The 17,419-nt window shown below is 38.0% G+C and carries 13 protein-coding genes; 6 read left to right on the top strand and 7 right to left on the bottom strand.

What is annotated here, in order from left to right:
* Positions 1–433 precede the first annotated feature (433 nt).
* From CD33_RS11650 to dnaA, 7 genes are all read right to left on the bottom strand, one after another.
* Complete coding sequence (locus CD33_RS11650) at positions 434–1,528, bottom strand: HD-GYP domain-containing protein (protein ID WP_036200981.1); 1,095 nt, start codon at positions 1,526–1,528, stop codon at positions 434–436.
* A gap of 208 nt (positions 1,529–1,736) precedes the next feature.
* Positions 1,737–4,277 carry a DNA gyrase subunit A gene (gyrA, locus tag CD33_RS11645; RefSeq protein WP_036200980.1) on the bottom strand — a complete coding sequence of 847 codons (2,541 nt, stop codon included), beginning with the start codon at positions 4,275–4,277 and terminating at the stop codon, positions 1,737–1,739.
* Between the two features lie 28 nt (positions 4,278–4,305).
* A complete protein-coding gene (gyrB, locus tag CD33_RS11640) occupies positions 4,306–6,234 on the bottom strand; it encodes a DNA topoisomerase (ATP-hydrolyzing) subunit B (protein ID WP_176400081.1) in 1,929 nt (642 codons plus the stop codon).
* A 163-nt stretch (positions 6,235–6,397) separates the two neighbouring features.
* Entirely contained in the window at positions 6,398–7,510 is a 1,113-nt protein-coding gene (recF, locus tag CD33_RS11635; protein WP_036200978.1) for a DNA replication/repair protein RecF, read from the bottom strand.
* On the bottom strand, positions 7,511–7,738 hold the full coding sequence (gene yaaA, locus CD33_RS11630) for a S4 domain-containing protein YaaA (protein WP_036200977.1): 228 nt from the start codon (positions 7,736–7,738) through the stop codon (positions 7,511–7,513).
* A 257-nt stretch (positions 7,739–7,995) separates the two neighbouring features.
* Complete coding sequence (dnaN, locus tag CD33_RS11625; protein ID WP_036200976.1) at positions 7,996–9,132, bottom strand: DNA polymerase III subunit beta; 1,137 nt, start codon at positions 9,130–9,132, stop codon at positions 7,996–7,998.
* A 169-nt stretch (positions 9,133–9,301) separates the two neighbouring features.
* Positions 9,302–10,648 carry a chromosomal replication initiator protein DnaA gene (dnaA, locus tag CD33_RS11620; RefSeq protein WP_036200975.1) on the bottom strand — a complete coding sequence of 449 codons (1,347 nt, stop codon included), beginning with the start codon at positions 10,646–10,648 and terminating at the stop codon, positions 9,302–9,304.
* A gap of 633 nt (positions 10,649–11,281) precedes the next feature.
* Here dnaA and rpmH point away from each other — a divergent pair.
* From rpmH to mnmG, 6 genes are all read left to right on the top strand, one after another.
* Positions 11,282–11,416, top strand: coding sequence for a 50S ribosomal protein L34 (gene rpmH / locus CD33_RS11615; RefSeq protein ID WP_036200974.1), 135 nt, complete (start codon positions 11,282–11,284; stop codon positions 11,414–11,416).
* A 161-nt stretch (positions 11,417–11,577) separates the two neighbouring features.
* Positions 11,578–11,925: a ribonuclease P protein component gene (gene rnpA, locus CD33_RS11610; protein WP_036200972.1), complete on the top strand. Its 348-nt coding sequence runs from the start codon at positions 11,578–11,580 to the stop codon at positions 11,923–11,925.
* Positions 11,926–12,050: 125 nt separating this feature from the next.
* Positions 12,051–12,821, top strand: coding sequence for a membrane protein insertase YidC (gene yidC, locus CD33_RS11605; protein ID WP_036200970.1), 771 nt, complete (start codon positions 12,051–12,053; stop codon positions 12,819–12,821).
* Positions 12,818–13,588 (top strand): RNA-binding cell elongation regulator Jag/EloR, encoded by a 771-nt coding sequence (gene jag / locus CD33_RS11600; RefSeq protein WP_036200969.1) that lies wholly within the window; start codon positions 12,818–12,820, stop codon positions 13,586–13,588. The genes yidC and jag overlap by 4 nt, the downstream gene beginning before the upstream one ends.
* Before the next feature lie 450 nt (positions 13,589–14,038).
* Positions 14,039–15,424 (top strand): tRNA uridine-5-carboxymethylaminomethyl(34) synthesis GTPase MnmE, encoded by a 1,386-nt coding sequence (mnmE, locus tag CD33_RS11595; protein WP_036200967.1) that lies wholly within the window; start codon positions 14,039–14,041, stop codon positions 15,422–15,424.
* A 72-nt stretch (positions 15,425–15,496) separates the two neighbouring features.
* Entirely contained in the window at positions 15,497–17,392 is a 1,896-nt protein-coding gene (mnmG, locus tag CD33_RS11590) for a tRNA uridine-5-carboxymethylaminomethyl(34) synthesis enzyme MnmG (protein ID WP_036200965.1), read from the top strand.
* Positions 17,393–17,419 lie beyond the last annotated feature (27 nt).

Here is a 17,419-nt window from a genome sequence, read left to right as displayed (position 1 = left end):
AAGAAACGATATCATTAACGTTTTGTTGTTCAGTTTTCAAGGTTCATATTGCGTCACCTCTTGGCGACTTACTTATAATAACAAGTATTTATGGATACGTCAACACTTTAATTAAAAAAATACTTTTTTACAAAACTTTTCTTCTTGTCACTAAAGGCTTCATAATTTAATGATTGAAATTTAAAGAATATCTTGGTTACCAGTATTTATACTGGCTAATTTTCGGTGATCGTTGCATTTACTTAATGGATCCGCCGTTCTGTAATCCTTCCCTCCCCTTTTCAACTATTGGATATCGGATTCCCATATGGAATATTTCAAATTACCCGATTACAGAAATAATGCCTTTCTTTCCATTACTTCTTATATAGAAAAGCACAAGAAAGATAAATTCTTTCTTGCCCCCCTCTATATATCAATAATTTAATTCTTATTATTCGGATACCACCTGTGAAATATACAAGTTTCTTTGTTTGGAAAGGTCGATAATTTCATTCCTATTAGTCAGTTTCACTAATGGTCTTGTTGGGGCAAAGCCGTTAATATACATGATTTCCCCGATTTCTTGATTTGATAATTCAACGGTAGTTCCGATTGGAAGGCCAGCGACTAAGTCAACCAGGGCCTGGACAACCTTTATATCAAACTTTCCGAACTCGGATTCTTTGATCATTTCGATTACTTTAAATGGCGACTCCATTGAACGGTAAATACGTTCACTCGTCATGGCATGGAAAGTATCTGCAACGGCGATTATTTGCGAGAAGATTGATATTTTCCCACTTTTTATACCCTCTACATAACCGCTCCCATCCAGTCGTTCATGATGCTGGTAGATCGCAAGTCTCATCTCTTCTTTCAAGGCGGGCAAATTTTCAATCATCTTAAAGCTAAATAATGGATGCTGGCGTACTAATAAAAACTCTTGCTCCGTTAATGTACCCTTCTTTTCCCGGATATGGTAGGGCACTTTTGCCATTCCGCAATCAGCCAATGTGCCTGCTACGGCCATTTGAAGCACAAAGCCTTTTTCATATCCTAATTTTTGCGTAATCATTGCACTGATTAAACCTGTTGCAATGCAATGATGAAATAAGTAGTCTTTAGCGTTTGATAAACGATTAAGCTTAAAAAGGATTGATCGTTCTTTTTGTATTTTTTCTACAAGGGGTAGAATAATCCCCCTCACCTTTGTTATATCAATTTTTGAACCCGACTCCCAATCAAAAAATACTTTCTTAAATTCATCGACTGCATCAAGATATAATTTCTCGAATGTCATAAATGGCTTTGGCACTTCTATTTCCATCCCAATAGTTGTTTTACCATCATCCTGACTTTTTGACTTTCCTTCATCCTCCATCAATACAGGGACCTTAAGAATATGAAATGCTTTTAAAGCATAAAGTACTTCGTTTGTGACTTTAGTATTCTTATAAACTATAGGGAACTTGGTATTCGCAAAGATATCCTCTGCTATTACCTTTCCCACTTTTAGATTATTGCTGTTTACATAGATAGTTTCCAATTTAAAACCTCTCCTCTGTTTGAGTTTTTAAGAAGCTATAGAGGTATGATTTCTTTACTTATTGCTAGACCTATTAGAATTATACTACATTTACTCTCTTTAAGAGTCATTTATCTGATTAAAAAGTCCCTCGGTATTCCAAAATTAGAAAATATTAAAAACCAGAAACCTAAAGGATAAGTAGGTTTCTGGTTTTTGTTAATATATTCTATTCTTCATCAGAATCAATTTCTGGTGATTCAATAACTGCATCTTCGGTCGTTTCTTTTTCAGTAACGTTTTCAGATAGAATTTCTTCTTCTAATTCTTCTTCTATCTCCTCGTCTTTCTTCACACGAGCGACTGTTGCCACTAATTCCTCATTGCCTAAGCGAATTAAACGAACTCCTTGAGTGCTTCGACCGATAACTGAAATATCGTTTACATCCATACGAATTAAAATTCCATTAATCGTAATCAACATAATATCTTCAGTTCCATCTACGGTTTTAACTGCACACATCGGTCCATTTTTATCTGTGATCTGGATTGTTTTTAGACCAACTCCACCACGGCTTTGTAAACGATATTCTGATTCAGGAGTTCGTTTACCATAACCTCTTTCAGTTACCACTAAAATCTCGTGTCCTGGTTCTATAATCTCCATCCCAACTACGTAATCGCCTTCACGCAGCTTGATACCACGCACACCTGATGCAGTACGTCCCATGGAACGTATCTCGTCTTCCTTGAAGCGAATAAGCATCCCATCGTGCGTCCCAATAATGACATCTTTTGTTCCATCGGTTAAACGTACGGAGATTAAATCATCATCATCATGAAGATTGATGGCAATTAAACCACTTGTTCGAATATGGGCAAACTGTGAAAGCTGAGTTCGTTTTGTAATACCTGTTTTCGTAGTAAAGATCAAATAAGCGTCTTCTTTAAATTCATCTACACGAATCATAGCCGTTACTTTTTCTTCTTTTTCTAAGTTAAGCAGATTGACAATCGGTAGGCCCTTCGCAGTACGTCCGAATTCAGGAATTTCATATCCTTTTGCACGGTATACTTTCCCTTTAGTTGTAAAGAATAAAATTGTATCGTGAGTCGAAGTGAATAACAAATGTTCTACGAAGTCATCATCATGTGTCCCCATTCCTTGAACGCCTCGGCCACCCCGTTTCTGGCTGCGATACGTATTGGAAGCGAGTCTTTTTATGTAGCCATTATGCGTCAAAGTAAGTACTGAATCTTCTCGTGTAATTAAGTCTTCGTCTTCAATCATTTCTAGACCGCCAGCAGTTATTTCTGTACGTCGAGTATCATTGAAACGCTCTTTGATTTCGGTCAATTCTGTTCGAATAATATCGATGATCTTACTCTCATCGGCTAAAATAGCTTTTAACTTTGTAATTAAAGCCTGCAGTTCTTGATATTCATTTTCTATCTTTTCACGTTCCAACCCACTCAAACGAACAAGACGCATATCTAGAATTGCTTGTGCTTGACGGTCGGTTAAATTGAATCGTTCCATTAAAACCGGCTTCGCTTCATCACCGGAACGAGATGAACGGATAATAGAGATGATTTCATCAATATGATCAAGGGCTATTCTTAACCCTTCTAAAATATGCGCTCGATCTTCTGCTTTTTTCAACTCAAACTTCGTACGGCGGGTGATAACCACTTTTTGATGTTCCAAATAGTAGTGCAACACTTCTTTTAAACTCAATACTTTTGGTTGGCCATCTACAAGTGCCAGCATATTCACACCAAAATTTGATTGCATGGCTGTTTGTTTATATAAATTATTCAGGATAACATTGGCATTTGCATCTTTACGAATTTCCATGACAATTCGCATGCCACGGCGATCAGATTCGTCACGTAGATTTGTAATGCCGTCAATTTTTTTATCCCTTACTAATTCAGCAATTTTTTCGATCAGTCTTGCTTTATTTACTTGGTATGGAATTTCATTAACAATGATTGTTTCTTTTCCATTTGCTTTTGTTTCAATCTCGGCTTTCGCACGAACCGTAATTGAACCACGGCCGGTTTCATATGCCCGGCGAATACCACTTCGTCCTAAAATTACTCCGCCTGTTGGAAAATCAGGTCCTGGGATAATGTCCATCAACTCTTCTGTAGTGATGGCAGGGTTCTCCGATAATGCAATCACGGCATCAATTGTTTCCCCTAATTGATGTGGTGGGATGTTTGTTGCCATCCCCACCGCGATACCTGATGCACCGTTAAGCAACAAATTAGGTATACGGGCTGGTAATACAACTGGCTCTTTCTCATTGCCATCATAGTTATCCTGATAGTCAATCGTGTCTTTATTGATGTCTCGCAGCATTTCCATCGTAATTTTCGACATACGGGATTCGGTATAACGCATTGCGGCTGCACCATCACCATCGACAGATCCGAAGTTGCCATGTCCATCAACTAGCATGTAGCGATAACTAAAAGGCTGTGCCATACGAACCATCGCATCATAGATTGATGAGTCACCATGTGGGTGGTATTTACCCATTACGTCCCCGACAATACGAGCACTCTTTTTATAGGGTTTATCTGATGTATTCCCTAACTCTTGCATTCCATACAAAATACGACGATGTACAGGTTTTAAGCCGTCACGCACATCAGGTAAAGCACGCGAAACAATAACACTCATAGCATAGTTTAAAAAAGATGTTTGTACTTCTTCACTTATTTTTATTCCTTTTACACCTTCGTGTTGACTTTCAGACACAAGGAAGACCTCCCTTCAAAACGACAAGTTAAATATCTAAGTTTTGTACATAAACTGCATTTTCTTCAATAAATCGTCTACGAGGCTCGACTTCATCACCCATTAACTCCTGGAAGATTTCATCCGCTCTCATTGCATCATCAAGTTCCACTTGTAAAAGTGTACGATGCTCTGGGTCCATTGTTGTATCCCATAACTGTTCAGCGTTCATCTCACCTAAACCTTTATATCGTTGAACTACTGGTTTTGGAGTATTTCCTAAACGATTCAATATTTCTTGAAGCTCTTCATCTGAATAGCAATATTCTACATGTTTGCCTTGTTTAATTTGGTAAAGAGGTGGCTGGGCAGCATAAATATAGCCGGCCTCGATTAATGGGCGCATAAATCGGAAGAAGAAAGTAAGTAATAAAATACGAATATGTGCGCCATCGACATCCGCATCTGTCATAATAACAATTTTATGATAACGTGCTTTTTCTAGATCGAATTCCTCGCCGATTCCCGTACCAAACGCGGTAATCATAGCACGAATTTCTGCATTCGATAAAATACGGTTTAAATTTGCCTTTTCAACGTTTAAGATTTTTCCGCGCAATGGCAATATTGCCTGGAAGTAACGGTCACGACCAGATTTGGCTGAACCACCGGCAGAGTCACCTTCAACGATATAGATTTCCGACTCTGATGGGTTGGTTGATGTACAGTCCGCCAGTTTACCAGGTAAACTGGAAATTTCCAAGGCAGACTTCCGTCGTGTGAATTCACGCGCCTTTTTCGCTGCAACTCGCGCACGTGCTGCCATTAAGCCCTTTTCAATAATCTTGCGGGCAACTGAAGGGTTTTCTAACATAAAACGTTCAAATCCTTCAGAGAACAAAGAGTTCGTAATTGAGCTTACCTCTGAGTTTCCAAGTTTCGTTTTAGTTTGCCCTTCAAATTGTGGTTCCGGGTGCTTAACCGACACAATTGCCGTTAACCCCTCGCGCACGTCCTCGCCGGAAAGGTTTGTATCCGAATCTTTCAGCATACCATTTTTACGTGCGTAATCATTGATTACACGAGTAAGTGCTGTTTTGAACCCGGATTCGTGGGTACCACCTTCATAGGTATTAATATTATTGGCGAAAGAATAAATGTTTGATGAGAATCCTTCGTTATATTGCATGGCAATTTCCACAGCGATTCCATCTTTTTCGCCCGTCACATCTATAGGTTCATGAATCGGTTCTTTTGATTTATTTAAATGCTCAACGTATTCGCGAATCCCGCCTTCAAAGTGGAAACTATCGGAACGTAGCTCATCTTCTCTTTCATCTTGAATCGTAATGCGAATGCCTCGATTCAGATATGCTAATTCCCGAATACGGGTAGCCAATATATCATATTCATATACGGTTGTTTCTTTGAAAATTTCCGGATCCGCTTTGAAACGTGTCGTTGTTCCAGTTTCATCAGAATCACCAATAACTTGCAATGGTTGTATTGTCTGGCCACGTTCAAATTTAATGCTGTGAGTATGACCGTCACGTTTTACATAAACTTCTGTTACAACTGATAACGCGTTCACAACAGATGCTCCTACACCATGCAATCCACCCGATACTTTATAACCGCCACCGCCAAATTTACCTCCTGCGTGCAAAACGGTCATAATTACTTCAACAGCCGGCATCCCCATTTTTTCTTGAATGCTTACCGGGATTCCACGGCCATTGTCTTCAACGCGAATCCAGTTATCCTTTTCGATAGCGACAGTAATGTGATCACAAAAGCCTGCCAATGCTTCATCAATACTATTATCCACGATTTCCCAAACCAAATGGTGAAGCCCTTTAGAGCTTGTGGAGCCGATATACATACCTGGACGCTTACGAACCGCCTCCAAACCTTCCAATACTTGAATTTGATCGGCATCATATGCTTGTTGTACTTGTTTCTCTTCTAAAGCCACCATATTCACCTACTCTTTCATTACCTCAGTATGTGTCAAAAATAAAAAGCTTTAACAAAAATCCTAAAACTTTCTAAACATAATTTTTCACTTTGACGATATACGACTATTCTCATCTTGCAATCGTACCAATGCCCTTGGCAGTAAGTATAATTGCTTTAGTTGCTTAACTTTCAATTGCACCCTGTTTCACGTGAAACATCTTTGCATGCTGAATTGTCTCATGATGAATCCCATCTACACTTGTTGTTGTGACAAACGTTTGCACTTCACCTTGAATGGTATTTAATAAATGTGATTGGCGATAATCATCCAACTCAGACAATACATCATCTAAAAGTAGAATAGGTGCTTCCTTTGTTTCCTGCTTTATTAGTTCTATTTCAGCAAGTTTCAAGGATAAGGCAGTTGTACGTTGCTGCCCTTGTGAGCCATAAGTTTGGACATCATAATCATTTACAAAAAATTGCAAATCATCCCGGTGTGGGCCTACTAATGTGACTCCTCTTTCAAGCTCTCTCTTCTTTACTTCTGCAAGTTTCTTTTCAAGGTATGTAGCCATTTCCTCAGGAGACCATCCCGGGTTCAACCCTGTAGTTGCACGATATTTTATCGTTAACTTCTCGAGGCCCCGTGAAATCCCATAATGTATTTTTTCGGCCCAAACTTGTAGAAGTTCGATAAATTGAAGTCTCTTACGAATAATTTGGACAGCTGAATGAATATATTGCTCAGTATATATAGAAAATAGAACCTCATCGATTTTCTGTTTTCCTTGGTTAATCTTTAACAAATGATTACGTTGTTTTAATAGTTTTTGAAACGTAAGTAAATCGTGTAAATAAACAGGCGATATCTGACCAATCTCCATATCAATAAAACGACGTCTAATTTGCGGATTCCCTTTTACAACATTAAGATCTTCCGGCGCAAACATGACCACGTTCATTTGTCCAATATAATTACTTAATTTCGTTTGTTCCAAATGGTTGACTTTCCCTTTTTTACCCTTCTTGGTAATGGATAGTTCCATAGGGATGCTGCCATATCGATTTTTAACAACACCCTCTATTTTACCATAGTCTGCGTCCCAACGGATTAATTCTTTATCGTTACTTGTTCGGTGCGATTTCGCCATGGCCAAAACATAGATGGATTCCATCACATTTGTTTTACCTTGGGCATTTTCCCCAATGAATACATTAATTTTAGGTGAAAATTCCAACTTTAATGTTTCATAGTTACGATAATTTGCAAGATTTAAATGCTCGATGAACATTTAATTTTCCCCGTTCTTATTAACGATGATGAATCTACCGCAACCTGGAATATTGATGACATCACCATGGCGTAATTTACGTCCCCGTCTTTGATCAATTTCCCCATTTACATAGACATCGTTTTCTTGAAGAAACCATTTAGACATACCGCCCGAACTAATGGCATCTGTCATCTTTAAAGCTTGACCAAGTGTAATGAACTCAGTTTCAATTATTATTTCATTCAAAGTATTTCATCCTCCGTTACACGTACATCTATCCTTCTATCATACCTAAAAATCAATAAAAAATCCAAAGAAAGCAGAATCAGCTCTTTCGTGAGTCGAAAAAAGTCCTAAGAATTAACAAACTATGATTTATTCCCACAATTGCACCAAATAAAAAAAGAGCGTCTCTTAAAAGGGAGACGCCCTACGTATATTTAAAAATCCTTATAAAATTTACTAATATCCTGTGGTACCCCTGAAAGGAGATTCATAACAAGTTAGTACGTTCTTACAGGCAAAATCAATTGCAAGATTGCATCATCATGGACTGAACGCAAAATAAATGGACGCATAGCTCCAGTGAATTGGATGACGACATCTTGACCATCGATTGCCTTTAGAGCTTCCATCATGTATTTCGCACTGAATGAAATTTTTAAATTTTCCCCTTCAAGTGTTTCAACCTGGATTTGTTCCTCCACTTTTCCAATTTCCGGCGAGTTTGATGATATTTCAACAATATTATCGTCAAACGTCTCAAAACGAACGACATTATTGCGATCTTCACGTGCCAGTAATGAGGCACGGTCAATTGCTTGTAATAATGATTTCCCATTTATTGTAATGTTTGTTTTATATTCTTCCGGAATTAAACGGGATGTTTCAGGGTAATTGCCTTCTAGAAGGCGTGAGAAGAATAAAACATTATCTGCTTTAAATAAAACTTGTTGGCTTGTAATGACTATTTGAACCGGATTAGTCGAATCACCAAGAATTTTATTTAACTCGTTTAAACTTTTACCGGGGATTACGACTGAATTGACATCTGCCGGAAGTTGTTCAAGAGAAACTTTTCTTCTAGCCAGACGGTGGCTATCTGTGGCAATGCAATTCAATTCATTGCCGTTGATTTGCCAATTAACACCTGTTAGGACAGGACGGCTTTCCGAAGTGGCCACTGCAAATACAGTTTCACGGATAATCGCTTTTAAAAGATCGGCAGGCATCGTAAATTGTTGATCAGTCGAAACTTCCGGTAATAGAGGGTATTCAGATGCATCTGATCCAATCAAATGGAATTCAGACTTCCCTGAGCGAATATGTGTTTGTAATCCATTTGCGACTTGGATTTCAACATCATTCGTCGGCAATTTACGCACGATCTCATTGAACATACGGGCTTGCAGCACAATTGAGCCTGTTTCAGAGATATTAATTAATTGTTCTCCATCTTCCTCTACAGGGATAAAGGTTTGAATTGTAATATCCGCATCACTGCCGGTTAAGGTCATTCCTTCATCAGTTACATCAATTTTTATCCCAGTCAAAATTGGAATAGTTGTTTTTGAACTTACAGCTTTCATTACATTGTTTAATCCGTCTAGTAAACGATCTCTCATAATATCAAATTTCATCGTTATACCTCACTTATTAATATTATTATTTTTAAAAGATATTAATAGATATAGTAATAGGGCCTGTGGATTTGTGCATAACTTATTCAAACAACGTTTAAACCAGGCTATCCACATGTTGATAAGTTGTGGATAGAATTGTGTGAAATGGTAATGGTTATCCACAGGTTTATTTGCCCAATACACTGCGTATCTGTTTAATATCTTGCTGAAGTAGTTGATCTTCTTTTAACAGCTTTACGATTTTTTCGTGAGCATGAATAACGGTAGTATGATCGCGCCCCCCAAATTCATCCCCGATTTTAGGTAAAGAGAAGTCTGTTAACTCCCGTGATAAATACATGGCTACTTGTCTTGGGAAAGCAATTGATTTTGTACGTCTCTTCGCAGTGAAATCCTCCAATTTAATATTGAAATGTTCTCCCACCGCTGTTTGAATATCTAAAATTGTTATCATTCGAGGTTTTGCATTCGGAATAATATCTTTTAAGGCAGCTGCAGCAAGATCCGTTGAAATATCTTGATTAACTAAAGACGAATAGGCTACAACGCGAATTAAAGCCCCTTCTAGTTCACGGATGTTAGTATCGATCTGATTTGCAATATAGTGCATTACTTCGTTCGGGATATTGAGCCCATCAGCTTTCGCCTTTTTACGCAGAATGGCAATACGCGTCTCTAAATCAGGAGGAGTAATGTCTGTAATTAACCCCCATTCAAAGCGAGAACGAAGTCGATCTTCCAGTGTTGGAATCTCCTTTGGCGGACGGTCACTGGAAATAACGATTTGTTTTGATTCTGTATGCAAAGTGTTAAATGTATGGAAAAACTCTTCTTGAGTAGATTCTTTCCCCGCAAGAAACTGGATGTCATCGATTAATAAAACATCAACATTGCGGTATTTATTTCTGAAATCCACTGCTTTGTTATCACGAATGGAATTAATAAATTCATTTGTGAATTTTTCCGATGATAGATAAACGACTTTCGCATTCGGATTATGCTCCAGCACATAGTGTCCAATTGCATGCATTAAATGGGTCTTGCCCAGTCCAACTCCCCCATAGATGAAGAATGGGTTATATGCTTTTGCAGGAGCCTCCGCGACAGCAAGGGATGCAGCGTGTGCAAAACGATTACCTGCCCCGATAACAAATGTATCAAAAGTGTATTTAGGGTTTAACATTCCCGGTGTGATTTCTGCATGTTCATCATCATTTTTTGATTGGATTACCGGAACGGGTAAATCGAGGCTATCATCATCCTGATCCTTTTGAACAACAAATTTAATTAGCAAGTCTTCACCTGTCAGTTCAGATAAAATACCCGCGATTAGATGAACATAATGATTTTCAAGCCAATCGCGAGCAAATGAGTTAGGCGCGGCAATTGTAACTGTCGATCCTTTATAAGAAAGCAGTTTTGTTGCTTTTAGCCACGTCTCAAAGCTTGGTTTTGAAATTTTTTGTTCTACTTGTGCCAGGACATTTTTCCATAATTCTTCTAAATGTTCCAAGCTTTTAACTCCTTTTCATGTATATTTTCCATTATGAAAAAATAAACTACATCTATAAAAGATAGAAATCATGGATTATCCATTGTGTTGTAATTTGACTATTTCTATATTCTTCGCACATTACGGAATGTACTTATGATTTTAATTTAGATACAGAAAACATTTTCTTAATGAAGATAAATCACATAATCACAGTATGTGGATAACTATTATCCCAAAGCTGTGCTAAAGTTTGTCCACAAGTTATTAACATTCTGTGGATAAAATATTTCCCACGCAACATTTCCACAAAGGAAAACACATTTATCGTAACAAAAAAAGATTGGTATTTCAATAGTTTACGAAACTTATCCACACAACTATTTTTTATTCACCTGAAAGTTGTCCACAGGGTTTGGATTTGTGTAAAAGTTGTAAATAACTCCTGTGGATAAAAAAACGCACAAAAATATTATCCACAATGACTGTTTATAATAAACATGGTGCATTGTGGATAAATTGATCCTATTAATTTTAGTGCGACCAAATTTGTATTTAAATATTTAATTGACAATGTATTTCTTTTTTTTATATAATGTTATGGTCTGTATGTAGGATAGAAATTAACTTTCATAAATGGAGGTGTCATATATAATGAAACGCACATACCAACCAAAGAAACGTAAGCACAGTAAAGTACACGGATTCCGTGCACGTATGAGCTCAAAAAACGGTCGCAGAGTATTAGCAGCTCGTCGTCGTAAAGGAAGAAAAGTATTATCAGCATAAGTCCACTGAACTTCTTCAGTGGCTTTTTTTTTACTGAAAATAGGAAAAGTTAATAGGCAATCAGTATATGAAACATCGATTTCGTTGTCGAACAGGGATCGTGTTTTTATCAATCTTCATTTTAAGGAAAAGATAATGCATTAAGAATAGCAGGTGAAAGAATGAAGAAACGCCAAAGAGTCAAGAAAAATGAAGACTTCCAAAAGGTGTTCAAGAAAGGGAAATCCTTTGCTAATCGCCAGTTCGTAGTTTATTGCTTGCGTAATGACAATCAAGAAGAATTCCGCATCGGGCTATCAGTTAGCAAAAAGATTGGCAAAGCAGTAACAAGAGTTCAGATTAAACGCTATATAAGACAAGCGTTCCTAGAATTAAAAGATGAAGTAAGACAAGATATGGACTATGTTATTATCGCCCGAAACCAGGCGGCCACTTTAGATTTTCATGAAACAAAAAAAAGTATTGAACACGTATTAAAAATTGCTAAGGTAATTAGAAAAAAGCAATAAAACTATCTCTACTTACATGGGTCACTAAATAAGGAACCCAGCATAAAGCAACTTTGAGTAGAGAGTAAGTGTCTATACATGGTAAAATAGCTAAAAAGTGAATAGTTACTCTAGGAGGATGAAGGTTGAAGAGAAGACATTGGATGATTCTGTCTTTAGTTTCAGTAGCTTTGCTACTTTCTGGATGTACAGAATTCGATCAGCCAATCTCATCTGAAAGCGAAGGTTTTTGGAATGAGTTTATTGTTTGGCCATTAGTATCAGTAATTAAATATTTCGCTGAATTACTGGGCAATTATGCATTTGGGATTATTGTTGTAACAATTATAATCCGTTTAGTAATACTTCCATTAACAATCAAACAAGTGAAAAGTTCTAAAAAGATGCAAGAAATCCAGCCTAAAATGAAAGAGCTGCAACAAAAATACGCATCTAAAGACGCCGTGACTCAGCAAAAGTATCAACAAGAGATGATGGCACTAATGCAAAACTCAGGTGTAAATCCAGCTGCTGGATGTTTCCCTGTATTAATCCAAATGCCGATTCTCATTGGTTTTTATCATGCAATTAGCCGAATGAATGCAACACCCGAAATTGATCTAGGAACATTTCTTATTTTCCCGCTTGCGGAACCAAGTGTTATCCTGGCTGTCTTAGCAGGTTTGATTCAATTTGTTGTATTAAAAACAGGACCTGCAATGGACAACCCTCAAATGAAAGTCATGATGTATATTATGCCGTTTATGATCATCGGTTTCGGTATCGTATTGCCAGCTGCTTTATCATTATATTGGGTTGTAGGGAATATCGTTTCAGTTGTTCAAAACTTAGTTATTTATAAACCTTGGACTAGAAAAAAATCAGAACCTGCTGCAACAGGAGGAGCGAAAAAGTGAAACAAATTACGCAATTAGGCGCAACAGTAGAAGAAGCGATCTCAATAGCGTTACAACAGCTAAATACTACTCGTAATGAAGTAGAAGTTGAAGTTTTACAAGAAGCGAAAAAAGGATTTTTTGGTTTTGGGGCACGTCAAGCAGAGGTGCGTATCACTGTAAAAGAGGTAGAATCCGAGAACACGGATCAAGATAAAAGTGATGATGTACACCATTCAATTACCGAAAAAATCAGTGTCGTACAAGAAGATATACAAGAACAATCGTCATTATCCGATACTATAGAAGATCCTTCTGTCTTTGTTGAAGAACAAGAAGATCCAATTGAATCTGCAAGAAAATATATAGAGGATATTGCAAGAGATATGGGAATTGAGGATTTAACGATTGTGACTCAAAAACAAGGCAAAAATATTTTGTTTAAACTCGAAAGTGAAAAAGCAGCTCTTTTAATTGGAAAACGTGGTGCTACATTAAATGCACTGCAACAATTAGCCCAATTAGTAGTCAATAAAACGGCGAAATCCTTTTTGATGGTGAAGCTGGATGTAGAGGATTACCGCGAACGCCGCCAGAAAGCTTTGGAAGTATTGGCGGAGCGAATGGCGGATAAGGCGATTCATACGCAGAAAAAAGTTGCGTTTGAACCTATGCCATCCTATGAACGGAAAGTCATCCATAATGCATTAGCAAATCGTGTTGATATTGAAACATACTCAGAAGGAACAGAACCGAATCGATATCTAGTCATTGAACCGATTAGATAGCAGTAATTATATGAACATGAAAAAACGATCCTGGATAGGATCGTTTTTTTGTTGGGAAAGTTCCGAAAACTTGAACGGGATACGTGTTTCATTATAGGTTTCTTGTAAAGGATTTTATATTCCGATAGGTATGAAGGAAATTATTCAAACACCAGAAACTTGAGCTGCTTACATGCTTTGAAACATAGACTGGCACTAAAAATTGCCTTTATTTTTGAAAGAGACGCTGTTAGCGGGAATAATCACTTATCCACATGTGGGAAATTTGCTTTACTTTCGTATTTCCTTAAAATATGTTACCCTAAATTGTTAGTAAAAATGTTTACAATAGTTATTCACATGTGGATAACTTTATATAGTTTTCACAAGATATATTTAATTCATATCGAGTTATGAAGTTAATGAAATTACGATCAGTTCGTAATGGATTTAGTAGGAGGTTTACATCAGATGGATTTTGATACAATTGCCGCGATTTCCACACCAATGGGCGAAGGTGCCATTGCAATCGTCCGCTTAAGTGGAGATGACGCAGTTAAAATAGCTAATAACATATTCAAATCGCCAAACGGCAAACAATTGATAGATGAAAAAACACATACGATCCACTATGGTCATTTAATCGAACCGAAGACCGAGGAAGTAGTGGAAGAAGTCATGTTATCGTTGATGCGCGCACCGAAGACGTTCACACGTGAAGATGTTGTTGAGATCAACTGTCACGGCGGAATCGTTTCAGTAAACCGCGTCTTGCAACTCGTCCTGCAAAATGGCGCAAGGTTGGCAGACCCTGGTGAATTTACAAAACGGGCCTTCTTAAACGGCCGAATTGACTTATCCCAAGCAGAAGCAGTCATGGATTTAATTCGGGCAAAAACAGACCGTGCGATGAATGTGGCACTTGGTCAAATGGAAGGAAAGCTTTCAAGATTAATTGGCCAATTACGTAATGCTTTAATAGAGACATTGGCTCATGTAGAGGTTAATATAGACTATCCAGAGTATGATGATGTGGAAGAAATGACGATACCTGTACTATTGGAAAAATGTTCTTTTGTACGTGATGAAATCGTAAAGCTTTTACAAACATCATCTCAAGGGAAAATATTGCGCGAAGGATTATCGACGGTTATTTTAGGAAGACCGAATGTTGGGAAATCTTCCTTACTAAATAGTTTGGTTCATGAGAATAAAGCGATAGTTACTGACGTTGCTGGTACAACTCGTGATATTATAGAAGAGTATGTCAATGTACGCGGTGTACCTCTGCGTTTGGTCGATACGGCAGGTATTCGTGAAACAGAAGATATTGTCGAGCGTATAGGGGTAGAAAGATCTCGCCAGGTATTAAAGGAAGCGGATCTGATTTTGCTTGTCTTGAACTCGGCAGAAGAGATATCTGAAGAAGATGAACGCTTGTTTGAAACGATTCAAAATATGGATTTCATTGTAGTGGTCAATAAAACGGATTTACCACAAAAAATCGATTTGGATAAAGTAAAAGAACTATCAAATGGACGTCCTATTGTAACGACATCAATTTTGCAAGAACAAGGCATTATCGAATTAGAAGAGTCTATTGCGAAGATTTTCTTTGAAGGACAAATTGAAGCAAATGATTTAACATATGTTTCGAATGCTCGTCATATCGCACTTTTACATCAGGCGAAAGCTACGATTGAAGACGCGATTGAAGCAGCAGAGGCAGGAGTTCCGGTGGATATGATCCAGATTGATGTAACTAAAACTTGGGAGCTTCTAGGTGAAATTGTTGGTGATACAGTTCAGGAGAGCTTAATTAACCAGTTGTTCTCGCAATTTTGCTTAGGTAAATAGATAGTAGTCGAAGATATGCACTTACGTAACAGACGTATGAAAAATAGATGATTTATGAAAGGGAGAGACGGCATGACAATAACATATGAGGCTGGCCAGTATGATGTAATTGTTATCGGTGCAGGACATGCGGGTGTTGAATCGGCATATGCCTCAGCAAAAATGGGTGCAAAGACACTCATGGTGACAATTAATTTAGACATGATTGCCTTTATGCCATGTAATCCATCAGTAGGCGGTCCAGCAAAGGGAATCGTTGTTCGCGAAATTGACGCATTAGGCGGTGTAATGGGAAGAGTAATCGATAAAACCCACATCCAAATGCGTATGTTGAACACAGGTAAAGGACCAGCTGTGCGTGCTTTACGTGCACAAGCGGACAAAGTTCTTTATCAACGTGAAATGAAACGTTTACTGGAAGATGAAGAAAATTTGACAATCCATCAATCAATCGTTGATGAATTAATTATTGAAAATGATGAAGTGCGTGGAGTGGTTACCCAAACGGGTGCAATTTACCGAGCAAAAGCTGTCATCGTGACGACAGGAACATATTTGCGCGGAGAAATTATAATTGGGGACTTAAAATATTCGAGTGGTCCAAATAACCAACAACCTTCTGTTAAACTAGCGGATCATATGCGTGAGCTTGGTTTTGATATGGTGCGGTTTAAAACAGGTACACCGCCACGCGTCGACAGCAAAACAATTGACTATAGTAAAACGGAAATCCAGCCAGGTGATGATGTACCACGTGCATTCAGCTTTGAAACAACGGAATTTATCATGGATCAAATTCCTTGCTGGTTAACTTATACTAGTTTGGAAACACACCAAATTATTAATGATAATCTTGATAAAGCTCCAATGTATACAGGCGCTATTACCGGCACTGGCCCTCGCTATTGCCCATCGATTGAAACAAAAATTGTTCGTTTTAACGATAAGCCGCGCCATCAACTATTCCTGGAACCAGAGGGGCGGGATACGCAAGAGGTTTATGTACAAGGACTTTCAACAAGTTTGCCTGAACATATACAACGCCAAATGCTGAGATCGATTCCTGGGTTGGAAAATGCAGAAATGATGCGTCCTGGCTATGCCATTGAATACGATTCGATTGTACCAACACAACTATGGCCAACACTTGAAACAAAACGTATTAAAAACTTGTATACCGCTGGCCAGATCAATGGGACGAGTGGCTATGAAGAGGCAGCAGGACAAGGATTGATGGCTGGAATAAATGCAGCTGCGAAAGTGCTGGGAAAAGAAGAAGTCATCTTAAAACGTTCCGATGCTTATATTGGTGTACTAATTGATGATCTAGTAACGAAGGGGACAAATGAACCTTACCGTTTATTAACCTCCCGTGCGGAATACCGCTTATTGCTTCGCCATGACAATGCAGATTTACGGTTAACGGAAATCGGTCACCAATTAGGGCTTATATCGGAAGAACGTTATGTTAAGTTCAAAGAAAAAGAGGCACAAATCGAGGCTGAAATCGCCCGTCTTCGAGAAGTGATCATTAAACCTAACGAAGCAACACAAGAAGTCATTCGCTCAGTAGGCGGTGCGGAACTAAAAGATGGCATTCGCGGAGCAGACTTAGTGAAGCGTACTGAAATGAATTATGATTTAGTTGCTTCTTTAACTCCCCCAGCAATGGAATTAAGCGAGGAAGTAAAGGAACAAATAGAAGTTCAGTTAAAATATGAAGGATATATCCAAAAAGCATTAAATCAAGTGGAAAAACTTCATAAAATGGAAAGTAAGAAGATTCCCGAAGATATTGATTATGATGATATTTCAAGTCTTGCTACAGAAGCCCGTGAAAAATTAAAAGAAGTTCGCCCATTATCGATAGCGCAAGCTTCACGTATTTCAGGCGTTAATCCTGCGGATATTTCAATTTTAGCCGTTTATATCGAACAGGGGAAAATTGCAAGAGTAGGGAATGAGTAACGGATTTTATTGACATTGGTCTTTTGA

Origin of the sequence: Ureibacillus sinduriensis BLB-1 = JCM 15800 (assembly GCF_000772955.1) — a bacterium.
Classification (GTDB): domain Bacteria; phylum Bacillota; class Bacilli; order Bacillales_A; family Planococcaceae; genus Ureibacillus; species Ureibacillus sinduriensis.
Note: the sequence above shows the minus strand (reverse complement) of the source record. Positions and strands in the feature narration are given on the sequence as shown.

Bases quoted from the DNA above. Each gene is read 5' to 3' on its own strand.
- rpmH (WP_036200974.1), top strand. From the start codon at position 11,282: ATGAAACGCACATACCAACCAAAGAAACGTAAGCACAGTAAAGTACAC.
- mnmE (WP_036200967.1), top strand. From the start codon at position 14,039: ATGGATTTTGATACAATTGCCGCGATTTCCACACCAATGGGCGAAGGT.
- rnpA (WP_036200972.1), top strand. From the start codon at position 11,578: ATGAAGAAACGCCAAAGAGTCAAGAAAAATGAAGACTTCCAAAAGGTG.
- mnmG (WP_036200965.1), top strand. From the start codon at position 15,497: ATGACAATAACATATGAGGCTGGCCAGTATGATGTAATTGTTATCGGT.
- gyrB (WP_176400081.1), bottom strand. From the start codon at position 6,234: ATGGTGGCTTTAGAAGAGAAACAAGTACAACAAGCATATGATGCCGAT.
- dnaN (WP_036200976.1), bottom strand. From the start codon at position 9,132: ATGAAATTTGATATTATGAGAGATCGTTTACTAGACGGATTAAACAAT.
- recF (WP_036200978.1), bottom strand. From the start codon at position 7,510: ATGTTCATCGAGCATTTAAATCTTGCAAATTATCGTAACTATGAAACA.